A 24,062-nucleotide genomic window follows, 5' to 3' on the forward strand; every position below is an offset into this window, starting at 1 on the left:
CGCTCCATCATGAATGCACTTCGCCGTGGTGCCACATCCCGAGCCACATCCCGAGCCACATCCCGATGCTGGGCCCTGCTCATCCTGATTGCCACCATCGGTCTAGGTCTCTTCTCCCGCTCACCTAGCGTCCCCCATTCATCGTTTCTCGGTCAATACGCGGGCGACACGCTCTGGGCCATGGCCGTTTATTGGTCCATCAGGATGGTCTTTCATCGTGCTAAAATCCGTCACCTTGCGGCCGGAGCGCTCGTCTTTGCTTACGCCATCGAGTTATCCCAGCTCTATCAATCCGAGTGGATCACCCCAATCAGAAACCATCCATTGGGAGCCCTCATCCTGGGGCACGGCTTTCTGTGGTCCGACCTCCTGTGCTACGCCACAGGCATCCTCGTCGCCGGAGCCATCGACCTCACAATACAAAATACGAAACGCAGTTAGACATTCAGTAAAACAACCACCCCATCCGTGTTTGAGCCACAATACTGAATAAGAACGGGCCCCAGCTTGATTGATTCAACACTTGGCATGAATGGTCAATTTCTATCGATTACCGCCACTCGTCGCATCCTCACACATGCGATACTAACAACCGTCATATTTACTTTCCCCCACCTTCGATAGACCCTAGTGTTGGATCCCCGCCCAACATAATGAACGACATCCAACAAGCGCTTGAAGCTTCCCTTGAAGACTTCGCCATTTCTCGATCCGAACGCAAGGAGCTTAAATCCATGCTTGCAAGCATCCAGGGAAACCGAGCAGAACAGGCAAAGGTCCGTCAACTCGCGTTCCGTCTAGCGACGAAAGCCATGCAAGAAGTCGGTGAAATCACCGCCATGGACTGGCTGCAAGGCGTCATCAAACTTCTCTACAACAATGAAATGGAAATTAAATCCAGCGCTTACTTCAGCCCGGGAGATGATTGCCTTCACCGTATTCGCAGACTGATTTCCGAAAGTAGACATTCACTTGATATTTGTTTGTTCACTCTGACCGATAACCGCATTGTTCAAAAGCTGGAAGACGCCTGGTCACGCAATCTAAAGATCCGAATCATCACCGACAATCTGAAATCGGAAGACCTCGGTTCTGACATCGAGTATTTGGAACAACTGGGGATCCCGTGCAGGTATGACCAAAGCTCGGCGCACATGCACCATAAATTTGCCATCGCCGATGCCGATCTGTTACTTACAGGCAGCTATAATTGGACCCGCTCTGCCAGCACAGAAAACAACGAGAACATCCTCGTCACCAATCAGCACAAGCTCGTGCACGCGTTCCAAAAAGAGTTCGAGCGGCTCTGGAAGCAATTGGGCTAAGCCCAGCCGGCTCCTTCTTTTTGTCAGATTTTCCTCGCCCTGAGCCCTGACTTCCCCTAGATAATACTAGTTATGCGTAATCTCGCCATTGGTGATATCCACGGTTGTCTCAAGGCCCTTGAGACACTGGTCGATTTTGTAGACCCGAAACCGGAGGACACGCTGATCACCCTCGGTGATTACATCGACCGTGGCCCCCAATCGAAAGGGGTCATTGAATACCTTATTGAGCTCAGAAAAAGCCACAAGCTCATTGCCCTCAAAGGCAACCATGAGGCCATGATGGAAGATGCCCGCACCAATGACGAAGACCTCATGAACTGGCTGCTGAACGGAGGTATCGAAACCCTCACTTCGTTTTGTGCGGTCGAATTCGCACAAATTCCCAGCAGCTGTTGGGAGTTTTTTCAATCCTGTCAGGACTATTACGAAACCAACGATCACATCTTCGTTCATGCTGGTCTCATCCCCGATATGACGCTCGACGAACAGCCGGGTGAAGCCCTCTACTGGCTTCGTTTTTTCGATACGGAGCACCACATGTCAGGAAAAACCATCATCTGTGGCCACACGCCTCAGCGAAATGGGAAACCCACCGCCGAAGAACACGCTATCTGCATCGATACCTGGGCATGCAACAAAGGTTGGCTGACATGCCTCGACGTGGAGTCAGGTCGGTATTGGCAGGCCAACCAAAAAGGGAAAACTCGCAAGGGAAAACTCTAAACCCACCAGAAACCAGCGGGCAAGGTCGCCTTGTCCCCAAACTTTGGTGTAGACCCGGGCAAGGTCGCCCAATCTACGGTGTCCATCCGGCGTGCAACCGCACCTGAACATCAGGGCACAAAAAAGCCCGGTAGACCCGGGCTTTTGGCTGCTTGCAAGTGGCGGGATGGACGGGACTCGAACCCGCGACCTCCGGCGTGACAGGCCGGCGCTCTAACCAACTGAGCTACCACCCCTTGCTTGCTGTTGTCGCTTCAGGCTTGCTTAGCTTTCGCTTGCTCGCCGTCGGCGGGCGGAAACTAGTCAGAAACCCAGCCAATGGCAATACCTTTTTTGCGAAAAAATGCATTTTTATTTCAGAGCCTCAACGGCGGCCTCCAGACTCTCTGTATCTTCGATGGAAATGACCTTTACGGCCTTATCGATCCGCCCCATGAGGCCAGCCAGAACCTTGCCTGGTCCGAGTTCTACGAAAGTCGTGTAGCCGTCGGCAATCAGTTGCTGCATCGATGCTGTCCAGCGGACGGATCCAGTCACCTGCTGTTCGAGCATGGCCTTGATATCGGCCTCTCCTGAGACGCTCCGGGCCTCGAAGTTACAAACCACGGGGATCGAAGGTTCGGCCAATGAGGTTTCTGCCAGAACGCCAGCCAATTTGTCCTGGGCTGAGCTCATCAAGCGGGAATGATACGCACCGGCAACCTTCAGCTTGCGTCCCATGCGAATCCCCCGGCCTTTGGCTTCGGCTACGGCCTTATCAATGCCTTCCTCACTACCGGACAGCACAATCTGTCCGATGGCATTGAAGTTGGCGACATCAACATCGCAATCTGCGGCGAGTTGAACGACCGCTTCTTCATCGCCACCAATCATGGCAGCCATGGCGCCATCTGTTGCATCACAAGCTTCTTCCATGAAGGCTCCACGCTGGGCTACCAGTGAGAGTCCGGTTTCAAAATCGAAGGTTCCGGCCACGGCGTGGGCGGTAAACTCGCCCAATGAAAGTCCGGCAGCAGCGGCGGGCTTTAATTCCGGTAGTTTTTCCTGGAGAACCGCCAAGCAAGCGAGCCCGTGCACATAGAGTGCAGGCTGGCAACGGGATGTCCGGGTCAATTCTTCGTCGGGTCCGGAAAACATCACCTCGCTGAGTGAGAAATCCAAAGCCGCATCGGCTTGTTCAAAAAGTTTTTGGGCAACAGGATAGGCCTTGGCCAGATCCTCACCCATACCCACTTTTTGAGCTCCCTGTCCGGAAAATAAGAATACAACGTTGTTCATAACGCATCCGCTTTAGACCATCCCCATGCGACACGCAAGCCTTACAGAAAATACTTACCATTTCTTCAAAAACTAAACTTGCCAAATCTCCCGTTTTAGGTGAATTTCCCATCGCTCTGCGGCAGGAGGAAACTCCCGCCAGACGTCTGATCGACAAATCATCATGATTTTGATCTGATTCAGCCCGGCAATGGGACGGAATCAAAGCAATGGAGAGGTGGCAGAGTGGTTGAATGCACCGGTCTTGAAAACCGGCAAGCCGCAAGGCTTCGTGGGTTCGAATCCCACCCTCTCTGCCAGACGCCAGCATATCTCAGGATATGCTGGCGTCTGGCATTTATAGAGCTTACACTCACAACATACTCAGCCATGACTTTTGCAGACAGCACCCTCTATGTTGACTCGTTTCTTTCTGTCACCCTCGGTATTCTCGTCCTTTTCATCGGACGGAGGATCAACGGGGCATCCAAGCTATTGAAAGAATTCAGCATCCCCACACCGGTTTCCGGAGGTCTTTTGATCTCCGTAACCATTGCGCTCATTTACTTCACCTTCGACGTTGCCGTTGAATTTGACATGGCGGCACGCGACGGCTTACTGGTATACTTTTTTACCACCATTGGTATCAATGCGAGCCTGAAAGACCTGCTCAAGGGAGGCAAGCCTCTGATCATCCTCCTCCTTATCACCATTGGCTACATGGTGATTCAAAACTTAACCGGGATTACGGTTGCCAGCCTGTTCGGTCTTTCTGGAGCGGTGGGCATGCTTGGAGGCTCCGTCTCCCTGATCGGAGGCCACGGCACCGCCATTGCCTGGGCACCCAAGATTGCGGAAAGCCATCAGATCGAAAATGCTATGGAGATCGGTGTCGCCTGTGCCACCTTCGGCTTGATTTTGGCCAGTTTGATGGGTGGCCCTATCGCCAAATTTCTCATCAAAAAACATCAACTCAAAGGAAATACCGATGAACAACTCGAGGTGGGAGTCACCAATGATCAAATAGAGGATAAACGCGTCGATTATATGGATTTCCTCGATGCCATTCTCGCCATTCACGTCTGTCTCGTCCTAGGGTACTTCATCAATCAAGGAATAGGCCAACTCGGGCTGGACCTCCCTCTCTTTGTCAGCTGTCTCTTTGCTGGCATCCTCGTCACCAACCTCACGCCCAAAGGCCTCCCTCGGATCACGGGAACCGCTTGGCCCGCCCGCAAACCAGCCATGGCCATGGTTGCCGATATTTCACTCGGAACCTTCCTCGCCATGTCACTGATGAGCATGCAGCTCTGGACTTTGTTTGAGCTGGCCGGACCCATTTTCACCATCCTTGCAGCCCAATTCGTGATTGCCATTTTGATCAACCTGTTCGTTGTGTTCCCAGCCATGGGCAAAAACTACGATGCCGCGGTTGTCTGTGCAGGTTTCGGGGGAATCTCGCTCGGATCCACTCCGACCGCGATGGCCAACATGTCTGCCGTAGCCAAACGCTACGGAGCATCCCACCTGGCCTTTATCATTGTGCCCTTGGTCTGTGCCTTTTTCATCGACCTCGCCAATGCCGTGCTCATCCCCTATTTCCTCGGTAAATTTTAATCGCTCGTGGCGTAAATCGCCTCACCCTCTGAGCGGGCAATGCAGACGGCCGCACAGGAGTCCCCAAACACATTGACCGCGGTCCTACTCATATCGAGCAAACGGTCCACGGAGAGGAGGGCCACCACTGCCATATCCGCATTTTTCACACCCGAACTATTCAAGATCAGGAGAATTGCGACCAAACTGGCCGACGGCACACCGGCGACGCCGATGCTCGTCAACAAGGCGGTCACCACCACAGCAAACTGGGCAGCCAAACCAAAGTTCTCCCCCATAACTTGGGCAACAAACAACACCGCGACACATTCATAGAGAGCCGTTCCATCCATGTTCACCGTCGCCCCAAGCGGCAAAGTAAAACTCGAGATCCTTTTTGAAACGCCGGCATTATTTTGGATACAATGCATTGTCTCAGGAAGTGTAGCCGACGACGATGCCGTGGAAAATGCCGTGAGCAATGCCATGCGCATTCCACGGAAATGGGCCAGCGGGTCGATCTTTCCGATGTATTTCAAGACCAGAGGCATCACAACAAACAGATGCAAGCCCAGAGCTACGACCACAGTGCCAAAATATTTCCCGAGTACCACAAACAACTCCACGCCACTTTCATAGATCGTGGGCACCATCAATCCAAATACTCCGATCGGGGCCAAGGCCATGATCCACTGCGTAACCCGAATCATCACGTCGTAGATCCCCTGAATACTCCCTGATAAGGGCGACATCCTATCAACCGGCAATTGAGTCATCGCCACAGCAAAGAGGATGGAGAAAAAAATCAAGCCCAACAACTGGCCGTTATTTGATGCCGCCTGGACCACGTTAGGAGGGATCATCTTTTTAAAGAGATCGGCAAAATCACCTGCTTTTTTTTCTCCGGCGACGGCCACCTTTTCTTTTTCTTCATCCGAAGCACCGGCAGCCTGTTGCTCCAACGCCGCACGAATCTCTAAATCCGGTTCCCCTCCGCTTAAGCCGGGCTGAATGGTATTGACCAACAACAAGCCGACCAGCACAGCAAAAAAAGTCGTGGTCATATAAAAACCAACGGTCTTCAACCCAAGGCGGCCAAACCCTTCCACGCCACCAAGACTCGCGATCCCCGAAATAATCGCACTCATCACCAAGGGCACGATGATCATTTTCAAAGCCTGAATAAAAAGCCCTCCGACAAAACCACAAACGGTGATCGTGTTCAACATCACCCCCCTCCCCCAATCATCTTCAGCGAAGATCCCATCAAGGGCCCTGAATCCTGAGGCCAACAGAGTGGCCAATAACAAAGCGATCAGTATCTGCCAGTGTGCTGCAAGTTTTTTCATGCTGGCGACCCTAACGCAAGATGACTCCCGAGGAAATAGTAAAAGCCCACCTCATGACAGGTCATGTCACTCAACAAAAAAGCAAGCTTCAGGTCTTCCGGGAAACTTCCAACAAAAAAATGATCCTTTGTCGGCTCGAGCCTAACGATCTGGCACGGCTCAATGCTTCTTGAGGCTTGATTCGCTGGGCCAAGGACCTCGCCACGTCATCCTCTGCCTTCAGGCGCAGCTTTTCAGAAGTGATCGCTTGCACTGATTGCTGGGCGCCGGTCACATCCAGCTTGCCTACCAAAGTCCTTGCAAGATACCCATAGGTGGCATCACGGCGACTCAGGCTATTGATTTTTTCGGCCAAAAACATGGAGGTGCTCGCATCCCGGCGTTCAGCATATGCCACGGCGAGATCCGATTGGATACGATCCAGAGTCGCAATCGAGGAAACCAGGTCGGCCGCACGGCCGGCATCCTCCAACATCGACAATGCCTGGCGGCTGTCTCCTTGTTTTTGCCTCATTCTCGCCATTGATACGAGAGCGAGAGCTTTTTCGTCGGGACGATCAATCTCTTGCAAGGTATTGTAGGCACTCAAATGGTCTCCATCAGCTGCGGCGGCCTGAGCAATCCCACGATACGCCCGGTTCCGTTCACGTTCGGAATGGATACGCAATGCGACGTTACGGGCCAGGCCCGGACTCCCGATATCAGCGGTTACGGTAGAAACCGAGCGCAGCGCCCGCTCTCTTACTGATTTAACAGGGATCGAGGAGGTGCTGACCAGTGATCGGCTCAAATCTCCTGAGCGAGCGAGCTCTACCGAGAGGGTCTCGAGCGCATACGATTTTTCAGAATCTCCGCGGATTCGGCTGCTCACATACTCACTAATCGAGAACCGGCCCACGCGGGCCAACTCAGCCGATAACTCTCTGAGTGTTGTATCCTCGAGAGTGGGGTCCGTGATCCTCTGCAACAAGTTCATACCGCCGAGGGAGTCACCAGAGCGCACACGGTAGCGGGCGAGAGAAGCCAGCGTTGCATTTTTTACACGGTCATTTCGAATCAGTTGTACCGACTGCTCGGCCTGGATAAAATCTTTCTGGACGGCGCGTTTCATCGCAATACGTCTGTAGGCATCATCCTTTTTATTCAGATTGACGATGGTGCTGACGGTCTGCATGGCCAACGAGCCACCTTCAAAAGACGCTTCACTTTCCGCAATCGCAACCAAAGCCACATCTCGGGCACCGGCATTGATGATCTGACCAACGAGGTTTCTGGCAATATCCACCCTCCCCTGTCTAGCCGACCACGCGGCCACTTCGGAAATGGCTCGCTCCCGTTCATAGGGGTTTTGAATATTCTGCAATGCCGCCGTGGCTTCATCATTCAGTCGTTGAGCCAGCATCACCTTGACAACTTCTCTGACCGCAATCGATGATTTTTGGCTATCGTCGGGATCTGCTGCCATCTTTTCAGCCATCAATAAAATATCCCGTGCAGCGTCTTTTTGCCCCTGACTATATTGCACCTTACCCACGGCGATCAGATTCTGCCATGGCTTTTCACTTTTCATGGCCAAAGAAAAAGCCTCGGTCATGATGCTCTCACGAAGCATCATTCTGGCATCCTGACCGTGCTTGGCCACGGCTGCCGAGGGCTTAAGTGTGGGGCGCTTTGCTACAGCAACAGGCTTGGCTTTCCCTTTTGCTCCGTTTTGAGAATCTTTCGGTGAAGCTTTTGCCACTTGTTTTCCCGCTTTTGGCTTAGCCCCCGTTGCTTTTTTTCCCGCCTCAGGCTCCTTGGAGGGACCGCCTCCATGCTTCCCACTCCGTGTCCGAACTTCAAGGGGCTCGGAGGATGCCGGACGACCATGAAACACCGTCGAAGATGACCGCGCACGCACAGAGCTCGAGAGCTCATCACTCCCGTCTTTCTGAACAGGCTTAAATATGGCTACCGCACCAAGATAAAGCGTCCAAATCGAAACCAGAACAATCCCTGAAGGGACGATCATGTGTTTCCAATGAATGTTTAACGCTCTCATGATGTGTGATCTTTCGCTACGCCGCTCTCCGGCATTCGACAGGCAAGCATTCGGCAGCTTCCGTTACCTGCAATACGACCACCCACATCTGCATTTTTCAGCCATCTTAACTATTTTCACAACAAAGCTGCGCCCCACCTCACCACCGCCTAAACCATTGTTTATCAATCACTCAACGATTTCAAACTCACCATCAGCGATAATTTTTTATCATTTACCTGACCCTTTCGTGATTTTATGATCAATGCAATGATGTCGTTTTCCATTCCCTATCTACTTGGCGGACTATCCCTACTCATGCTGATCGGTCCGTCGTGTTCGAAACAACGCGAAGAAGCTCTGGGAACCTTGGAATGGGACCGAATCAACGGGCGGGCTGTTGACTCCGAAACCATCGTTGAAATATACGCCAAGGAAGGTGAACCCGTTGAGCGTGGACAAAAAATCCTCAAACTGGACACCCGGGTTCAAGAAGCCCAGGTTGCCAGACTGAGGGCCAATATGGAGCAAGCATCATGGAACCTTCAACAGCTTCAACACGGTTACCGCAGTGAAGAAATCGCGCGAGCACAAGCCGAGTTCGAGGGAGCACAGGCCAACCGAAAAGCGATGGAGATCGAATACCAACGGAAACAAGAACTCAAGGACAGCACCGCCGTCAGCCAACGTGAGGTCAACCTGAGCGCCAATGCCTACGCCCAGTCCCAGGCCAAGGAACAAGCAGCCAAGGAACAACTCAACATGCTCAAAAAAGGCTACCGCAAGGAGGAAATTGAACAGGCAAAATCACACCTCGCCGCAGCTCAGGCCGAACTCAATCACGCCAAAGAACAACTTAGTCGCTACACCGTGACGGCGGAACGGGCCGGGCTTTTGGACAGCCTGCCATTCAAACTCGGTGACAAACCACCGGTTGGAGCCGTCGTTTCAACCATCCTAGCGGGTAAGGCCCCGTGGGCCCGTGTCTACCTTCCCGCTCCTTGGCTTAGCCGGATTAAAGCTGGCGACCAGGTCGACATCATGGTGGACGGAAGAGAGCAGCCCATCCAAGGAACGGTCAGGCATATTGAATCCAACGCATCGTTTACGCCCTATTATACCCTTTCCGAGGAAGACCGCTCCCGACTTTCCTATGTTACGGAAATCGATCTTGATCCTGAAATAGCCAAAGATTTTCCACTTGGTCTGCCCGTTCGAATGCTTGAGCCACATGAATGATGTTGTCATAACCGTTGAAGGGCTAACCAAACAGTTTGGAGCCTTGACCGCTGTGGACGGGATCGACATGTCGATCCGCCGTGGTCAGGTGCATGGTTTTCTGGGGCCAAACGGGTCGGGAAAAACAACCGCCATCCGAATGATGTGTGGGCTGATGCAAGCATCCCGGGGAAACATTAGCGTACTCGGCATGCCCGTTCCGGAACAAGCAGCCATCGTTCGCCGCCATGTTGGCTATATGACCCAGCGCTTTTCTCTTTACGAAGATATGACAGTTCGTGAAAACATGCGTTTTTTATGCCAAGTCCACGGTATGAAACGCCAGCGCCGCCGCGAAAGAATCAGCGAAGTACTTGAACAATTTAACTTGGAGCCTCTGACCCATCAACGCGTTGGTCCGATGTCGGGAGGGCAAAAACGGCGCATTGCCCTGGCCGCAGCAGTCCTGACTCAACCCGAACTCCTGATTCTCGACGAACCGACCTCCGAAGTCGACCCGAACACCCGCCGGGAAATGTGGGAACACTTTTTTAATCTCGCCCAACAAGGAACCACCCTTCTGGTGTCCACCCATCTCATGGATGAAGCCGAGCGATGCCATCACCTGACGATCATGAATCAGGGTCGAATCGTAGCAGACGGAGCAGTCATGGCGTTAAAGCAGAGCCTCCCCAACCAAGTGCTTGAGGTCAAAGGAGGAGAAGTCACCCCGATGGTTCCAGTCTTGGCTGCGCTCGACAGCGTGAGCCACGTCAGTCAGGTTGGCATCGCCCTCAGGGTGCTAAGCACCAAAAATTCAGCCCGCCATGACATCTTGGAGGTTCTCCCGTCTGGCATGTCGGTGGAGCCGGTTGCCGCAAGTATCGAAGATGTCTTTGTCCAAGCCACCAGCGAAGGGAGACGGGCATGAGGTCCGGAGTTGGTTTTTCACTGGCCCGGATCTGGGCCATCTGTATTAAGGAGATCACCCAGCTTCGGCGTGACCGACTCACCTTCGCCATGGTCGTCATCATTCCGTTGATGCAACTGTTGATGTTCGGATATTCAATCAACACCAAAGTCCGCAACATTCCTATTGCTGTCTGCGACCACAGTGCATCCTCATTCTCCCGCCAACTAGCAGAGGATGTTCAGGCCTCCCAAGTGGTGACGATTTCTTCCTATGTCGATCACCCGGAAACGCTGCATTCCATGGTCCGCAACGGTGAAGTTTCCGCCGGCCTCTACATTCCGCAAGACAGTGAACGACGGTATTACGCCGAGGACAAGGAAGCCGTCGCCCAACTCATCGTCGACGGCTCGGATACCGTCATGGCCAGCGCTCTCAAATCGCTGGGGCACTTCCCCTTCATCCCCGGCGGCGTCTCATCCTTCACCCACAACCCGGGAGATATTTCAGTCACGTTGCTCTACAACCCAGCTCAACGATCCGAGCTCAATACCGTGCCCGGCCTGCTCGGATTAATCCTAACCATGACCATGGTCATGTTCACCGCGATCGCCATCGTAAGAGAACGGGAAAGAGGCAATATGGAGCTCCTGATTGCCACTCCTGTCCACACGGTTGAACTCATGTTAGGAAAACTCATTCCGTATGTGTTCATTGGCTTGATTCAAATGGGGATCATCCTTTGGCTCGGACAACTGCTTTTTCAGGTGCCCGTCTCAGGCAGTTGGATTTTATTAATCACCAGCTGCCTTCTTTTCATTTTCGCCAACCTTGGGCTCGGCCTGCTACTATCAACCATTGCTCCGAATCAGATGGGAGCAATGCAATTGTTTATCTTCATCTTTCTCCCATCCATTCTCTTATCCGGTTTTATGTTTCCCTATCAGGGCATGCCGGTGCTTGCCCAGAAACTTGCCGAACTGCTCCCGATGACTCACTTCATGCGCATCATTCGGGGGATCATTCTGCGCGATGCCGAATGGAGTGGCATCCAAGCGGACATGCGCTTTTTGGCTGGATTTTTCATCGTCACGCTCAGCCTTGCCATTCTGAGGTTTCGTCAGAGATTGGATTAATGGACTTGAGCCAACCCGTCATACACAGGCTTTTTACTAGACAGTCTCCCCATGTTGCTATCTGGTGATTTGTGAATCCTCGCATCCCCTGATGCGGGCGTCTTCAACACAAACCAAACTACCACCATGAACACAACGTTCCAACTTACCCCGACATCTCTCCTGGCAGCAAGCCTTGCCGCAGGAGCTTTGTTCAGCAGCTGCAAACCCAAACAGGAATCCACGGAGACCACGGGCACAACAGCCGAAGCAACAAGCCAAAAAGTGCTCCGCTTCTCAGCCATCCCCGACCAAGACACCACCGCCCAAACCGAACGCTATGCCCCGGCCGCAAAATGGCTATCCAAACAGCTTGGCGTCACTTTCGAATTTGTTCCCTCCAGCGATTATGCTGCATCGGTGGATAAGTTTGAAAACGGCGACATCCAGCTTGCCTGGTTCGGCGGCGTCAGTGGAGTGCAAGCCCGTGACGCGATCAAAGGCTCACGAGCTCTCGTTGCGGGAGCCAAGGACCTCGAATTCAAATCCTACTTCATTGCCAATGCATCCACCGGCCTGACCAAATCGGATGAATTCCCGAAAGGGATTGGCAACATGACCTTTACCTTCGGCAGCTCCGGCTCGACCTCGGGATGCATCATGCCCGCCTTCTTCATTCTGGAGAATAGCGGTAAAGGGCCGCTCGATTTCTTCAGCCAGAAGCCTGGTTTCTCAGGAGCGCATGATAAAACCGCCATCCAAGTTCAGAATGGTGTCTTCCAAACAGGCGCCATGAACTACAGCACTTACGACCGCATGGTTGCGGAGAAGAAAATCGACCCCGCAAAGTGTCTGGTCATCTGGGAGACTCCACCCTATGCCGACTACAACTTCACCGCGCACGGTGATCTGGACAAAACCTTCGGCGAAGGATTCACCGACAAACTGCAAACAGCTCTGCTTGAATGCAAAGACCCTGCGGTTTTAAAAGCCTTCGACCGCAAACAATTTGTCAAAGTGGACAACAGCACATTCCAGGGCATCGCCGATGTCATGAAGAAGGTGAAACTCAAGTAAACGAGCCACGAACACTTTTTACATCACAGAACCCACATCTTCGGGCGTGGGTTCTTTTTTGTTACTGATGTAATTGAGATTGATTAACTCCAGATAGAAATGCAAGAATCATGCCTTTATGGCGTGACGTGAGGACGAGCTTGAAAGCATTCGACATCACAAAAAAAACTTCTACTTTGTCGCGGCTTCTAATGGGATAACACCGACCCTTTGAGCGAAATTGTCATAGGCTTCAATAAGCCGTTTTGTAAGTTCGGGATCCTTCCCTGAAATATCGATACTTTCACCAGGGTCTTTACTGAGGTCATACACTTGCCATTTCTCGGTTCCATAGGGTTTCACAGCCCAAGATGCCTTATAGTTACCCATACGAATAGCTTTGAGATCATTATATTCCCAGCCCAATGGATCATTTGGACCGTAGATGAAAGGCTTATCTTTGGATAAAAAGGATACAAGGGATTTACCCAAGGGCTGTTCCATTTTCTCTCCCTCATGTGTTTTAGGATATGAGGTCCCTGCAAGTTCCATAAAAGTCGGAGCCAAATCCATAACATGACTCACCGCGTGTACAGTCTCCCCCTTAAAGGCCACGCCGGGACCACTGATAATAAGTGGAGACCGAATGCCTCCCTCAGCCAGGTAATGCTTGTAGAGATGAAAGGGGGTTGAACTCGCCTGAGCCCATCCCGGGCCTTGAGCAATTCTGGAAGCACGCTTGCCCCAGTTTTCAATTCGATTATCAGAATTCCTCTCAACCCAGGCCTCATCGGTTCCAGGATACATATGCATCTCAAAACCATTGGCTCCATTATCTGAGAAAAATAAGATCAGGGTGTTTTCTCGTTTCCCAGACTTTTCCAAATAATCTATAACGCGACCGACATGGTGGTCGATATTATTCACCATTGCTGCGTAAATTTCCATCCGGCGAATTTCATGTTTCTTTTGTTCATGGCTTAACTCTTTCCACGTAGGAATTCCTTTGACCCAAGGACCCAAGTCAGCGCCTTTGGGAAGAATCCCCATTGCTTTCATACGAGCCAAACGCTGCTTTCTCAGTTGATTATAGCCCTTTTCGTAATCCCCCTTCCCATGCTCCAGCCACTTATCGGGAACATGAAGAGGGTCATGGGGAGCAGTGTAGGCAAGATAGGCGAAAAAGGGTTTAGAGTCTTTTTGTTCATCGATGTATTTTATGATTTGATTTGTGTAGAACTCGGTTGAGTAAAAACCCTTGGGGACCCTAGTACGCACACCATCCTCACGATAGGTGGGGGTGTAGCTAGCGTACATCATCCACTCGTCATCAAAATGACTCGCCCCCCCTTGTAAGAGGGTGAAGGAGCGGCTAAAACCCCGTTTAGAGGGATCTTGCTCAGGCGTATGACCTAGGTGCCACTTTCCAGCCATGTATGTGTGATACTGTGCTTTTTTTAAGATACTCGCCACTGATATTACCCGTTCATTGAGACTCCCCTCGTAACCTGGCTTTCCCTTCTGGTTTTCCGATAAACGTTCATACATGTTACCAAGGCCAGCAACGTGATTATCATGCCCGGTTAACAACATGGAACGTGTAGCGGAACAACTAGGACCGGCATAGAAATTGGTAAATTTCACCCCCTGATTCGCCAGAGCATCCAGATTAGGTGTGGCAATCTCCCCCCCGAAAGGAGAGATATCAGAATACCCCATATCATCTACGGCGATCAAAAGAATGTTGGGCTTACTCTCAGCAGAAAGACTCGAATTACAAACAATTCCGGAACATATGAACAGTGCGGCTGCTATTGCTAGAAAATGACAGTTTCTGAAAAGAAGGTAGGGATTTGTATTCATATTAATCCCGAACATAGATCCCCGCGACGGCATGCCAAGAACAATCGGCAACGCCCCCATGCGCCTTTCCATCAACCTCAAACCAGTGGAGGGAGTTAAGACAAGCAATAGAAAATCGCTTCTATGGGCTACAAGGCCACGATGCTGATTTTATGCTCGCGGCACAATTGTTCGACTTCCGCGCGCCCCAACATCAGAGTTTTATCAGCCTCGATGGCAATGACGCCCACTCCTGACTTGGCGCAATTTTTCACGGTGTCCGGCCCAACAACCGGCACATCAAAACGAAAATCCTGATTGGGTTTGGAAACCTTCGCCAGGGTGATGTTTTTCCCATGACCGAGTTCACCTCCGCGGCGGATGCAGGCATTGGTACCTTCAAAGGCCTCTACCGCAAGCACCGTCCCGTGGCGAACCACCACGGTTTGACCAATATCCAGGCGGCTGGTCTCCTTGGCTATCCGGAAACCAAAGCGGGCATCCTCCAGAGCCTTCTCCTTCAGTCGCGGGCCAACGACCATACCTGCGCCAGGCAGGCGGTCTTCGAGAAAAGTAGTGGCGGGCAGCAAATGAATACCATCTTTTTCCAATTCATCGGCGATGCCTCCAAACAAGGTTTCGGCATTGCGCTCCTTCACTCTGGCCAACAGCATCATGGTGCGAACATCCGGTCTCAGGTCAAATAAGTTTCGCGGGGTGATTTGCCCAACCATCACCGCCTCGGCAACTTTCTGTCGCTTGAAAAATTTGATCATCTTCCCCAACTGCCCCACCCGAAACCAATCGTGGGCGTCCACTTCATCCACCAAGGAGGGCTCGGTCTCATCAACCACACCAGCCAGAACCAAACGAAGGTCTTCCCCCGATGCGTGGGCCGCGTCGATAAAGGTCTTGGGGTAAATCCCCCGACCGGCAATGATTCCGATGGTGCGTGACATGGGGGCAGGCTAGCGAAAAGACATTACTTAAGCAAGTACTTGGCAGCTTGCTCGACGTCCTTATCACCCCGCCCTGATAGATTGGCGATAATCACGCTGTCCTCTGACATTGATGGAGCGGTTTTGGAGACATAAGCCATCGCGTGGGAACTTTCCAAAGCTGGTAAGATCCCTTCGGTTTCAGCAAGCTCTTTGAATGCGGCCAATGCCTCGTCATCCGTTGCGTAAGAATACTCAGCCCGGCCGATATCTTTGAGGTAGGCATGTTCCGGTCCAACGGCGGCGTAATCAAGTCCGGCGCTGACCGAGTGAGTCAATTCAATCTGTCCATCCTCATTTGCCAACAACCAGGTTTTCGACCCTTGCAGAACTCCAAGCTTTCCACCTTGGAATCGAGCGGCATGCCGCTCGGGAATAATACCGTCTCCACCAGCCTCAACACCCATCATACGGACCGATTCATCACCGATAAAAGGATGAAACAAGCCGATCGCATTGGATCCACCACCGACACAGGCGACCAATAAATCGGGGAGTCGACCTTCCTGCTCAAGAATCTGCTCGCGGGCCTCCAGGCCGATCACCCGGTGAAAATCGCGCACCATCATCGGGAACGGGTGAGAGCCCAAGGCAGAGCCAAGGATATAATGAGTGTATTCCACACTGGAAACCCAATCACGTAAGGCCTCATTCACGGCCTCCTTGAGAGTCGCCTGACCACTGGTCACAGGAACGACCTTGGCCCCGAGCAATTCCATCCGGGCCACATTCAATGCCTGGCGCTCCATATCGACCGCTCCCATGTAAACGATACACTCCATACCAAATCGGGCACACACCGTGGCGGTGGCCACACCGTGTTGCCCGGCCCCGGTTTCTGCAATGATCCGCTTTTTGCCCAAACGCTTCGCCAAAAGAATCTGACCAATCGCATTGTTGATTTTATGGGCACCGGTGTGAAGTAGGTCTTCTCGCTTGAGATAGATTTTGGCGCCACCAAGCTTCTCGGTCCAGCGTTCGGCAAAATACAGAGGTGTCGGACGGCCGCAGTATTGCCGCAGCAAATAGTCGAGTTCCTTTTGGAATTCGGGGTCCAGCTTGGTTTTTTCGTATTCCTCCGCAAGCGTTTGCATCGGGTCCATCAAGGTTTCCGGGACAAACATCCCGCCATAGGTTCCGAAGTGCCCGTGAGCATCGGGGAGTCGTTCTGTTGAGGTTGTCGCTGACACGCGCGCAAACTAGTCTCCTTGCTCGCTTCCTGCAAGTCTGGACTTTGCCCCCCTCCGAGACTAATAACCGGATAAAAACCGCATCTCCAAACGTCCGGTTCTGACGTTTTGAGTAATGATACAAAATGACTTGGAGTCGGCCACCAAGGGATATGCCTTAGAAGTTTGCTCAACCCAACGCGCTCTCCCCCCCTCGCCCGGGAGCAGACGATACACACGCAGGTGGGCCACATCGGGTTGAATCAGACGAGTTGACCGACCGGTAGCGGCTTTCAAAAGAACAGGTTTTCCCTTGCCTTGACGGAAGGCTAGTTCCTCGCCCGATTGGTTCATCATGTAGATGTGGTTTTTGGGAAGCACCTTCTCGTGCATCGGCAAGACCAAGGGGGTTACCGTCGTTGCATTCTTGCCTGAGGGGGTAAGCACCACCAAATATTCACCCGAAGAGGGAAGCTGGAATTCAGTCCACTTGGTGAGGTTTTCCTCTGACGCCTCTTCTTCGGCAATCGTTTCTGCCCCCCGGTAAAGCACGCATCGCTTGCCTCCCCGATAGCTCACGGACTTTGTCCGGCGCCCCTGTTTAAAGGAAACAGATCTATAATCCCCTCCGGATTGGATAAAAAAGTTCCCGTGAATTTTCGGCAATTTACCGGTCTTTGCCGGCCCTTCCACCAAGCGTGCCTGAGGCGCATTCGCCGGAACCAAAAAGACCAGTGCCGCCTGAATTTCCACATCCTCTGCCCGTAACGGTTCCAGACACACGAGCCAAGCAACCAAAACACAGTATAACAACTTCAAAAGAACATTCATCGTGACGAGAACTCATACGGTCTGAGTTATCTTATATTTCATCCTCACTCAACCAACGAAACCGCATGACTTGGAATCTTCTCCCCAACCGACGGTTGAGTTCACTCAGGTCCTCATTTTGACTCCACTTCCCACTCCCATCCTCGGGTGATGACCACTGCCATCGATGCGCCATCTCACTGGAGTCATCCGAAGCGTCAACGTAGTCGAGTCCTCGCTGGACAATGGCCTCACAATAGGCTTTCGCAACAATCTGGCCCTTGCCATTTCTCGCATCCCCATATGAGCGAATGGTAAAGGTATCAGAGCGGGCCGTCATCAAATGCCCCAAGCGAGCCAAGACATCCGCCTGGGTCAAGGTCCCCGGGGTGCCATACGCGGAATGATGCCTGATCGCCTTGGCGTTGACTTTGCCATTCAAGTAATCGGACTCGTTCCATTCGGATCCAAGCTGAGCATCGGGAATCTCCGCATTGCTCTGATTAAACACGCCATTGATATCTGTGGCGTCAATCGCGGATTGAACCGTCCCAGCATACAACACGGCATCCGGATCCACCGAAGCCCCCAGGACAGATTTTCGATACTGCAGATCGGTCGAAAGGCTCCGGTTCACAAATTGAGACAAGGAGCAAAACGGCCCACGCAACTTGACCTGCCTGACCATGTGCTCAGCCAAAGATTCAATTTCTTCCATCGTCAGAGCCCGGTAAACCGCACCGGAGTAATACCTCCTGTCTTTGACTTCCACCGGTTGCTGGGCATCCGCCTGCGCATTTACATACATCCCCCTGGGAAAACCCACCAAATCATCCGAAATCACATCGCCCGGAGAACTGAGCAGCCCACGGGTGGATGACAAAAATGCTTTCCATGCCTCCACCGAAGTCGAATTAATATTAAAGGCCCCATCCACCAGCACGTGGCCCGCTGATTGGTGGACGTCATTCATCAGCTCAGCATCAATCTCGCCCACCGGACGCAGGGATCGGTTCGCCACTTTTTGCTGAAACTCGTCCACTCCGTCAAAGGACTCTCCGCTTTCCTGCCCGGTCAAAAAATAGCGATCCCACAGGGCCTCGTTGTAGCGGAATGAATGATCGTAAATATTGAACGGAGGCACATATGACTTCCCGTCCCACATCGCCAGAGACGTTTTATTGAGCGGCAAATGTGGTGATGCCATGGCATTGCCAATCGCATTCATGGGCATCAAAGAATCTGTCGAAGCTGAATGACTCATATCATTGGTCAGACTATTCATAATTTTACCGACATCCAGATGACGAAAATGTCCAAGCGACATGATTCGGAGCTCACGCCTGCGAACAGGATACAGCACACTCTTGGAAACCCCGCCTGTAACCGTATCATCGTAACCCACATAAACCTGGGCATCGGCGGTCATGTCCGGCTGAACCAAATCAAACAATCCCCGGCCGCAGGCAATGGCACTCAAATACAAAAAAGGAGCATTAAAACCTTTGTAAACGCCCTGGCGACTACCGGCCCCATTATACAGAGCCATCCATGGAGCAAGATAACGGTTTGAGCTTTGCCCTCCGTAGCTCCCGGCGGTGTGCCCCGAACCAAAGGAGTCTCCCATTTCTTCACCAAAGTACCGGGAGGTGTCAGCCATCTTGCGAATCACCACACCGGCGTACTTCGGGCTCTCGGTTCCATTCGCGTCTGCCACAGGCAAACGCTGCCCGTCATCCACGATTGTGGGTGTAAAAGAAGGCACATTCGAGGCATTGACCACGTGCTGCCACAGCCAGTTCACCCTCTCAAAGCCCGGTGTATTCCCGCTCGTCAGGCGCCCAAGATCTCCGCTGTTTCGAAACCCTCCCAGATCAATTTCAGGCAACATGTCCTCCATCGACTCCCCGGGCAGCTTCTTCACCCGGATTTTCATATGCTTCATGTACACCGAGCGGCCAACTGATTCGGAAATATCGGTCAAGGCCGTCAGTGCCTGACTCACCCGGCCGCTTTTCTGTTCTCGGTTTTCAGTCAGACCAAAGACAACAGAAGCCCCTGGCTCCAGTGTGTATCTCGGGATTTGAAATGCCATACTGGTGATGGCGTAGCGGTAAGAGGAATTGGCGTAAGGATAGAACAGACGCTTTCCCCCTACGAAATCGCCAGAGCCGACAACGCCTTTTCCATATCCTTCTTTATAGCGGTATGCTTTCCATGATCGATTCTGGGGGAAGTGAAAATGCACTGGCGTGGACAGATCACCTGTCCCCCAATCTCGATTGGTGTAATAAGAATAGTGCCCTTGTCCCGCAGAGGTCATCGTCACGTTGTAGGGGTTCCAAAACACAAACAAGGGCATAAAATGCATACGAAGATAAAACTCCCAATAATCGGATTCCGCGCCCCCTTGCGCTGAGCTGTCTTTCACTACGATCGGCTGAGAGACGGAATAATCGATGGCAATCTGAGCCCGCAATAGAACCGGGGAGCGCCTCAACAAACGCGCCTTCATCTTGGAATTTGACATCCCCTGCTCAAACAAATGAGGCCGACTGTCACCACTTTCCAAGGTGTTGGCATATTGGGACATCACCGGAACCGGAGCCTGCCCTACCAATTCCGGCTCAAAGGATTCCTCTCCCCCGCGGACATACGCGCGGTATACCTCCCATGGCGTGCCCGGGTAATTGCGAAAACTCACATTGGCTGAACCATTCGCATCCGGATCCAATGGAAAACTCCAATTTTTGAATAAAAAGACCGGATTATCGCGATGCTCCTGCTCATCCCCCTCATGAGCAATCAAATCCTGAAACTCTGCATCATCTACATTGACCGCCGACGTCAAATTTTTCTTCAGCCCACCCAATTTTACATCCGTCAGCAGACCGTAGGAATCGGCCGTAAGGTCATGCGGGAAACGTTTCTTCAAATGTTCGCGCAGGCTATCAGATGCCAACTCCAGAGATGATACACTGATGTATTTCCGGGCATGTTCACTGAGATGTTCAGAATCCAGTAAATCCTCACCCAAGGATAACAAATCATAAGAGGCAGGGGCCAGCACTGCATTGAAGTCCCCGCGGGTGCCATCCCCCCCAGCCACAAGTGACTGATTGGATGGTCGGTCGCGATCGCGCAAATTGATCCGGGCCTTCACTCCGTTGTCACTAACCCAATAAGCATAAGACCCGGTTTTACCAGGACCTGCATGAACATCCACCAGAGGCACCCTGACCCGATCCTCATCCTTTTCGGCCGACCTCCCAGCCAATTCTACCCATTCACCCTCAATAGGGTCATGGGCCGTCACATACCCCTCGGGGTAGTCTTCCCCCTTCTGTGGCTGAAAATGGTTCAGATCATAACGCTCATTACCCGAAACGAGGACCGCTCCGGCATGTGCCACTTTTCTGAGAAACACCCCATTGCCATACTTTGCGTGCTGATAATCATAGGGCCCCTCACCCACCGCCGTCGTCGGCCACACCACAGAATAACGAGCATGGTCAAGCTCCGGGTCAACCTGCTCATCCAAGGCCGAAAGAGACCGCATATCGAGCATATCCGATCTACCTGTAACCACCTGATCAGGTCCTGCATATTTTTGCAACTCGCCAAGAGCGACCATCAAGGCCATACGCGCGTTCGACCTTGCCACCTGCCGGTAATCGTCATGCGCCGATGATCGGACCTCCACCACACTCATTTGCAATAGGGCCAAGGTCACCAAAGCAAGGCAGAGCATCACACTCAGGGTTGCAACCAAGGAAAATCCTGGAGCCCCAGAAACCCGACTACGAGCAACACGCTGATTCGCTGAGATGAATACATGTTGACGACGCAGCATAACAACGATGTAAATACATCGATACCGACCTGAGATCAAGCAGCTTCCAAACAATCGTTCAAATCTGAACATACTCACCAACAAATCGCTCATCCCCCCCCCACTCTGGGACTACAAAGCTCCCCATGACGGCTGCGGGAGCTATGGTCGAACTCCGAAAAAGAGAGTTAACATGCCATCCAACATGCCATCCGGCAAAAAAAGTCCTCGCCACAAGGTGTAGCCAGACTCTAGCAGAGTTCTGGCAAGGCTATGAACTCTCCTCGTCTTCCTCGACGGGAGGAGCTTTGGGGAGTTTTTCCACCTCATCCAGGATGTTCACCATCTCGACACCACGCTCGGCTGAGGTATCGAGTCGGAAGCTCAGAATCGGAGTGCAGCGCAACACCACCCGCTTGGCCACACGGCTCTGGATCAAGCCGCGCTTTTGGCTGAGTTTTTCCATGACGCCACCGCTCGGGCCTCCAAGCACGCCAACAAAAACCTTGGCTTCACGCAAATCCGGAGTGATCTCCACCCCATTGACGGACACCAACAAATTGGGGAACTCAAAATCCTTCTGCACAACCGTGCTAATTTCACGGCGAAGCAATTCGTTGATTCGGTCTAATCGTTGGGACACGGGATGGATGATGATCGGTTGGGATTCAAGTGGTGGTCCACTTAGAGCGTTTGCTCAACTTTTTCGAGAATGTAACATTCAATCACGTCACCTTCTTCATACTCATCGAAGTCACCCAGACGGATACCGCAATCGATTCCTTGTTTGACTTCCTCTACCTCGTCCTTGACCCGGCGCAGGGTCGACATCTTGCCATCAAAGACAGGAACGCCACCGCGCAGGACACGGGCGTGAGCGGTACGGGTCACCTTGCCATCCTTGACAATACAACCGGCAGCGCGACCACGCTTCACTTTAAATACCTGGGCGACCTCGGCGTGACCAATGATCGTCTCGCGCGTCAACGGATCAAGCAAGCCAAGCATCGCTTCCTCAACCGTATCGATGAGTTCGTAAACGATGGAGAACAGTTTCACCTGCACATTTTCACGTTTGGCAGCACGAACCGCATTGGCTTCCACCTTGGTGTTGAATCCAAGAACGATGGCATCTGACGAACTGGCCATCATGATGTCGGTTTCGGTGATCGCTCCGGCAGCAGCACCAATAAAGCGGGCTTCCACCTTGTCACTCTTGATCTCACCAATCGCATTTTCGATGGCCTGAACCGACCCCTGCACGTCACCTTTGAGGATCAGCTTGAGTTGTGCTTTGGTATCGCCCTGAACCATCGAAAGAAGATCTTCCATCCGGCTCTTCTTCGGACGCTGAAGCCGGCTCGCCCGCTTCTTCTCAAGTCGCTCTTCAGAAAGTTTCTTGGCAGCGCGATCGTTTTTCATCTGGACGAGTTCATCGCCCACATGAGGAAGTTCGGCAAAACCGAGCACCTCAACCGGAGTTGCGGGTCCAGCCTCTTTGACTGATTCACCCAGATCGTTGAGCATCGTCTTAACCTTACCAGCGTAAGGGCCGCAAATGAATGGCATACCAGTCTTCAAGGTTCCGGCCTGCACCATCACGGTGGCGGTCGGCCCACGCCCGGGTTGCACGCTGGCTTCAATCACAGCGGCACGGGCATTGGCACGTGGGTTGGCTTTCAGTTCAAGCACTTCGGCCTGGAGCGCCATAAGCTCCAATAATTCTTCCATTCCCTGACCTGTAATCGCAGAGACTTCCACACATTCGGTATCGCCACCAAAGTCTACTGGGTTCAAACCGTGCTCCATCAATTGGGTTTTTACCCGTGTTGGGTCAGCGCCCTGGGTATCACATTTATTGATGGCCACAATGATGGTCTTCTCATTATTTCTGGCGTGCTCGATGGCCTCCTTTGTTTGAGGCATGATCCCGTCATCCGCAGCCACAACAAGCACCACGATGTCGGTTACGCCAGCACCACGGGCGCGCATTTCGGTAAAGACCGAGTGCCCGGGTGTATCGATAAAGGAAATAGGACGCCCCTCGTGTTCAACGCGATAAGCTCCAATGTGCTGGGTAATACCTCCGGCCTCACCAGAAGTCACGCGACTCTTGCGAACGTAGTCGAGCAAGGATGTCTTACCGTGATCAACATGCCCCATGAATGTAATAATGGGAGCTCTGAGTTCCAGCTTCTCCTCGGGTTCATGTTCAACCGCCTTTGGCTCCTTGACCTTCTTCTTTTTCTTGTGCACGCCACCGCCTTTTTCACGCTTTTCACGCTCAAAGACATAGTTGTGCATCTGGCAAAGCTTTTCCGCAATTTCCGGCTCAATCGCTTGGTGAGGTGCGACAAAAACCTCAAGCTTGATCAAATCGGCCATCAACTGGAAGGGCTTCAGCTCCATCAGATCAGCCAAATCACTGACAATGATCGGAGGCTTGATGGTAATCACATTCCCCTCCTTGACTTCGGCCATAGGCTCGGGCTCTTCTTCACTGGAAGGAATCTCTTCCTCAACCTCCTCGACCGGAGCCTCCACGGCTTTACTCGCTACAAACTCGTCGGCCTTTTTATCCAGGACCTTGGAAATCGAGGGCATGGCGGCACCTGATCCTTTTTTCTTATGGATCAGGGATGTTTTTTTCTTTTCCCCCTCATCCTCGAAAATATCCAGCGCAGCCTTTTTCTTCTCTCCAATGCTCTCCACCTTTGTGGCTTCGACTCGTTGACGCTCACGGCGCGACAACTTCTTTGCGGATTCATCGATCAAATCGAGAACCTCTTTGTTTTTTTTAGGTTTATCGCTGGAGTCTGCCATACTGGGTGATGGTTGG

At 52.3% G+C, this 24,062-nt stretch carries 18 protein-coding genes and 2 tRNA genes; 9 read left to right on the plus strand and 11 right to left on the minus strand.

Features of this window, described 5'->3' with window-relative positions:
- Positions 1 to 9: 9 nt before the first annotated feature.
- The 3 genes from HW115_RS10610 to HW115_RS10620 all read left to right on the plus strand — a co-directional run bounded on the left by HW115_RS10610 (position 10) and on the right by HW115_RS10620 (position 2,051).
- Positions 10 to 441: a ribosomal maturation YjgA family protein gene (locus HW115_RS10610; RefSeq protein WP_178932704.1), complete on the plus strand. Its 432-nt coding sequence runs from the start codon at positions 10 to 12 to the stop codon at positions 439 to 441.
- A gap of 212 nt (positions 442 to 653) precedes the next feature.
- Positions 654 to 1,325: a phospholipase D-like domain-containing protein gene (locus HW115_RS10615; RefSeq protein WP_178932705.1), complete on the plus strand. Its 672-nt coding sequence runs from the start codon at positions 654 to 656 to the stop codon at positions 1,323 to 1,325.
- A 72-nt stretch (positions 1,326 to 1,397) separates the two neighbouring features.
- Positions 1,398 to 2,051 (plus strand): metallophosphoesterase family protein, encoded by a 654-nt coding sequence (locus HW115_RS10620; RefSeq protein ID WP_178932707.1) that lies wholly within the window; start codon positions 1,398 to 1,400, stop codon positions 2,049 to 2,051.
- A gap of 159 nt (positions 2,052 to 2,210) precedes the next feature.
- Here HW115_RS10620 and HW115_RS10625 read toward each other — a convergent pair.
- Positions 2,211 to 2,287 (minus strand) — tRNA-Asp (locus HW115_RS10625).
- Between the two features lie 115 nt (positions 2,288 to 2,402).
- On the minus strand, positions 2,403 to 3,329 hold the full coding sequence (gene fabD, locus HW115_RS10630) for an ACP S-malonyltransferase (protein WP_178932709.1): 927 nt from the start codon (positions 3,327 to 3,329) through the stop codon (positions 2,403 to 2,405).
- A gap of 211 nt (positions 3,330 to 3,540) precedes the next feature.
- Between fabD and HW115_RS10635 the strand changes: the two genes are divergently transcribed.
- Together HW115_RS10635 and gltS are read left to right on the plus strand one after the other, a co-directional pair.
- Positions 3,541 to 3,628 (plus strand) — tRNA-Ser (locus tag HW115_RS10635).
- Between the two features lie 70 nt (positions 3,629 to 3,698).
- Complete coding sequence (gene gltS / locus HW115_RS10640; protein ID WP_178932711.1) at positions 3,699 to 4,925, plus strand: sodium/glutamate symporter; 1,227 nt, start codon at positions 3,699 to 3,701, stop codon at positions 4,923 to 4,925.
- Here gltS and HW115_RS10645 read toward each other — a convergent pair.
- Positions 4,922 to 6,253, minus strand: coding sequence for a dicarboxylate/amino acid:cation symporter (locus HW115_RS10645; protein WP_178932713.1), 1,332 nt, complete (start codon positions 6,251 to 6,253; stop codon positions 4,922 to 4,924). The two genes, gltS and HW115_RS10645, sit on opposite strands and share 4 nt — an antisense overlap.
- An 88-nt stretch (positions 6,254 to 6,341) precedes the next feature.
- Complete coding sequence (locus HW115_RS10650; RefSeq protein ID WP_178932715.1) at positions 6,342 to 8,294, minus strand: hypothetical protein; 1,953 nt, start codon at positions 8,292 to 8,294, stop codon at positions 6,342 to 6,344.
- 249 nt (positions 8,295 to 8,543) lie between these two features.
- Between HW115_RS10650 and HW115_RS10655 the strand changes: the two genes are divergently transcribed.
- The 4 genes from HW115_RS10655 to HW115_RS10670 all read left to right on the plus strand — a co-directional run bounded on the left by HW115_RS10655 (position 8,544) and on the right by HW115_RS10670 (position 12,593).
- Complete coding sequence (locus tag HW115_RS10655; protein ID WP_178932717.1) at positions 8,544 to 9,512, plus strand: HlyD family secretion protein; 969 nt, start codon at positions 8,544 to 8,546, stop codon at positions 9,510 to 9,512.
- Entirely contained in the window at positions 9,505 to 10,422 is a 918-nt protein-coding gene (locus tag HW115_RS10660; protein WP_227021434.1) for an ABC transporter ATP-binding protein, read from the plus strand. Before HW115_RS10655 ends, HW115_RS10660 begins: the two co-directional genes overlap by 8 nt.
- Entirely contained in the window at positions 10,419 to 11,537 is a 1,119-nt protein-coding gene (locus tag HW115_RS10665; RefSeq protein WP_178932719.1) for an ABC transporter permease, read from the plus strand. The genes HW115_RS10660 and HW115_RS10665 overlap by 4 nt, the downstream gene beginning before the upstream one ends.
- Before the next feature lie 126 nt (positions 11,538 to 11,663).
- Entirely contained in the window at positions 11,664 to 12,593 is a 930-nt protein-coding gene (locus HW115_RS10670) for a putative selenate ABC transporter substrate-binding protein (protein WP_178932721.1), read from the plus strand.
- Positions 12,594 to 12,764: 171 nt separating this feature from the next.
- On the opposite strand, the gene HW115_RS10675 is transcribed toward HW115_RS10670, so the two are convergent.
- The 7 genes from HW115_RS10675 to infB form a co-directional block, all read right to left on the minus strand.
- A complete protein-coding gene (locus HW115_RS10675; RefSeq protein ID WP_178932723.1) occupies positions 12,765 to 14,435 on the minus strand; it encodes an arylsulfatase in 1,671 nt (556 codons plus the stop codon).
- A 128-nt stretch (positions 14,436 to 14,563) separates the two neighbouring features.
- Complete coding sequence (locus HW115_RS10680) at positions 14,564 to 15,373, minus strand: LpxI family protein (RefSeq protein WP_178932725.1); 810 nt, start codon at positions 15,371 to 15,373, stop codon at positions 14,564 to 14,566.
- A 23-nt stretch (positions 15,374 to 15,396) separates the two neighbouring features.
- Positions 15,397 to 16,602, minus strand: coding sequence for a tryptophan synthase subunit beta (gene trpB / locus HW115_RS10685; RefSeq protein WP_178932727.1), 1,206 nt, complete (start codon positions 16,600 to 16,602; stop codon positions 15,397 to 15,399).
- A gap of 60 nt (positions 16,603 to 16,662) precedes the next feature.
- Positions 16,663 to 17,412: a hypothetical protein gene (locus HW115_RS10690; RefSeq protein ID WP_178932729.1), complete on the minus strand. Its 750-nt coding sequence runs from the start codon at positions 17,410 to 17,412 to the stop codon at positions 16,663 to 16,665.
- 31 nt (positions 17,413 to 17,443) lie between these two features.
- On the minus strand, positions 17,444 to 21,244 hold the full coding sequence (locus HW115_RS10695; protein WP_178932731.1) for a hypothetical protein: 3,801 nt from the start codon (positions 21,242 to 21,244) through the stop codon (positions 17,444 to 17,446).
- A 250-nt stretch (positions 21,245 to 21,494) separates the two neighbouring features.
- Positions 21,495 to 21,866, minus strand: coding sequence for a 30S ribosome-binding factor RbfA (rbfA, locus tag HW115_RS10700; protein WP_178932733.1), 372 nt, complete (start codon positions 21,864 to 21,866; stop codon positions 21,495 to 21,497).
- A gap of 41 nt (positions 21,867 to 21,907) precedes the next feature.
- A complete protein-coding gene (gene infB / locus HW115_RS10705; protein WP_178932735.1) occupies positions 21,908 to 24,046 on the minus strand; it encodes a translation initiation factor IF-2 in 2,139 nt (712 codons plus the stop codon).
- Positions 24,047 to 24,062: the final 16 nt, after the last annotated feature.

Origin of the sequence: Oceaniferula marina (genome assembly GCF_013391475.1) — a bacterium.
GTDB classification, from domain to species: Bacteria; Verrucomicrobiota; Verrucomicrobiia; order Verrucomicrobiales; family Akkermansiaceae; genus Oceaniferula; species Oceaniferula marina.

Excerpts from the sequence above, each read along its gene's own strand:
- HW115_RS10650 (WP_178932715.1), bottom strand. The coding sequence starts at position 8,294 with ATGAGAGCGTTAAACATTCATTGGAAACACATGATCGTCCCTTCAGGG.
- HW115_RS10660 (WP_227021434.1), top strand. The coding sequence starts at position 9,505 with ATGAATGATGTTGTCATAACCGTTGAAGGGCTAACCAAACAGTTTGGA.
- HW115_RS10655 (WP_178932717.1), top strand. The coding sequence starts at position 8,544 with ATGATGTCGTTTTCCATTCCCTATCTACTTGGCGGACTATCCCTACTC.
- gltS (WP_178932711.1), top strand. The coding sequence starts at position 3,699 with ATGACTTTTGCAGACAGCACCCTCTATGTTGACTCGTTTCTTTCTGTC.
- HW115_RS10615 (WP_178932705.1), top strand. The coding sequence starts at position 654 with ATGAACGACATCCAACAAGCGCTTGAAGCTTCCCTTGAAGACTTCGCC.
- infB (WP_178932735.1), bottom strand. The coding sequence starts at position 24,046 with ATGGCAGACTCCAGCGATAAACCTAAAAAAAACAAAGAGGTTCTCGAT.
- HW115_RS10680 (WP_178932725.1), bottom strand. The coding sequence starts at position 15,373 with ATGTCACGCACCATCGGAATCATTGCCGGTCGGGGGATTTACCCCAAG.
- HW115_RS10690 (WP_178932729.1), bottom strand. The coding sequence starts at position 17,412 with ATGAATGTTCTTTTGAAGTTGTTATACTGTGTTTTGGTTGCTTGGCTC.
- HW115_RS10675 (WP_178932723.1), bottom strand. The coding sequence starts at position 14,435 with ATGAATACAAATCCCTACCTTCTTTTCAGAAACTGTCATTTTCTAGCA.
- HW115_RS10665 (WP_178932719.1), top strand. The coding sequence starts at position 10,419 with ATGAGGTCCGGAGTTGGTTTTTCACTGGCCCGGATCTGGGCCATCTGT.
- HW115_RS10670 (WP_178932721.1), top strand. The coding sequence starts at position 11,664 with ATGAACACAACGTTCCAACTTACCCCGACATCTCTCCTGGCAGCAAGC.
- HW115_RS10610 (WP_178932704.1), top strand. The coding sequence starts at position 10 with ATGAATGCACTTCGCCGTGGTGCCACATCCCGAGCCACATCCCGAGCC.
- fabD (WP_178932709.1), bottom strand. The coding sequence starts at position 3,329 with ATGAACAACGTTGTATTCTTATTTTCCGGACAGGGAGCTCAAAAAGTG.
- HW115_RS10695 (WP_178932731.1), bottom strand. The coding sequence starts at position 21,244 with ATGCTGCGTCGTCAACATGTATTCATCTCAGCGAATCAGCGTGTTGCT.
- HW115_RS10645 (WP_178932713.1), bottom strand. The coding sequence starts at position 6,253 with ATGAAAAAACTTGCAGCACACTGGCAGATACTGATCGCTTTGTTATTG.
- HW115_RS10620 (WP_178932707.1), top strand. The coding sequence starts at position 1,398 with ATGCGTAATCTCGCCATTGGTGATATCCACGGTTGTCTCAAGGCCCTT.